Annotated in this window: 1 protein-coding gene; it reads left to right on the plus strand. The window is 38.6% G+C overall.

Going from position 1 to position 1,382, the window contains the following annotated elements:
- Positions 1-92: 92 nt before the first annotated feature.
- Positions 93-1,130, plus strand: coding sequence for an IS110 family RNA-guided transposase (locus CWS31_RS17260; protein ID WP_101344500.1), 1,038 nt, complete (start codon positions 93-95; stop codon positions 1,128-1,130).
- Positions 1,131-1,382: the final 252 nt, after the last annotated feature.

Below are 1,382 nucleotides of genomic sequence, written 5' to 3' on the forward strand. Positions count from 1 at the left end.
AGGAGATGTATGGACTCCTCCCCCTCGCGGGAGTTTTGCGGTATAAAGTAAAAAGTATTCACTCAAATCAACTTTTACCTGGAGTCCACACAATGACACAATGTAACGTAATCGCTATCGATTTAGCAAAAGATATTTTTCAAGTTTGTATTATGACAGCCAATGGAAAAATTACTTTCAATAAAGCAATGAGCCGAGCAAAGTTAAAAGAATGGCTCATAAAACAACAACGATCTCTTGTTGCCATGGAAAGCTGTGGCGGTGCTCATTACTGGGCAAGGCTTGCTAAATCCCTAGGTCATAATGTTATTCCTATACCTCCTAAACAAGTAAAACCCTTTAGAACGGGTCAAAAAACAGATGCTAATGATGCTATCGCTATTGCCGTTGCTTCTCGCGCAGCAAATATAAAACCTGCAAGGGTGTTAACCATTGAAGAGCAAGGCCTACAGTCGGTAGGAAAAATGAGAGATTTACTTGATAAACAAAAACTTCAGCTATCAAATCAAGTCCGTGGCTTATTGCTAGAATTTGGCATTATTATCAACAAAAGCATTAAAAATTTCAAAGCTCGGATACCTGAAATATTAGAAGACGCTGAAAATCAGTTACCTATGCCTATGCGTCATAGTATAGCTAAATTGTGGGCATTATATTCCCGCCTAGAAGAGGATTTTCAAGTGATGAATAAGGGCTTGATAGAATTAACAGGACAAGATAAAGATTGTAAAAAATTCATGAAACTTGAGGGTGTTGGGCCTATCACGTCGATGAGGCTGAAAATACAATTAGGCAGTGGCGAACATTTCAAAAGCAGCAGACAAGTCTCTGCTTGTATTGGCGTTACCCCAAAACAGCATAGTAGTGGTGGAAAAATACAACTCGGCTCAGTCGGTAAAAGCTCATGTGATAAACCACTACGCAGTTGTCTGTTTTTAGGGGCAAGAGCTGTGGTAGCCAAACTTAAAAATAGGCCTGCAAAGACAGAAAAAGAAAAGTGGTTAAAAGCCCTAATTGAACGTAGAGGGGCTAATTGTGCATCAATGGCCTTGGCAAATAAAAACGTACGAACCGCTTATGCGTTAATGAAAAACAATACAGATTACAGCCCTGTCTTATTAGCTGCTTAATAATGACTAGAAACTAATGACGAATTAACACGTAAAATTGCTACAAAAAAGATCTTAAAAAAGGTTAGACCAACCTTCAATAGCCTGCGTTTTGCTCTGAACATATAGAATGTCGTGAAGGAGAATAGGCATGAAGGTGCGAATACATCAAAGTGACCGGGATAGCTTCCCATTATGAGTCCGAATATAAGCACGCATCTAAATTTTTAAAAGTTTTTTCTTGTACAATACGAGGAGTCCATATAAGCAAAA

Source organism: Colwellia echini, assembly GCF_002843355.2.
In the GTDB taxonomy this organism is placed as follows: domain Bacteria; phylum Pseudomonadota; class Gammaproteobacteria; order Enterobacterales; family Alteromonadaceae; genus Colwellia; species Colwellia echini.

What these genes read in the sequence shown, in the direction of transcription:
- CWS31_RS17260 (WP_101344500.1), top strand. Translation starts at nt 93, where the DNA reads ATGACACAATGTAACGTAATCGCTATCGATTTAGCAAAAGATATTTTT.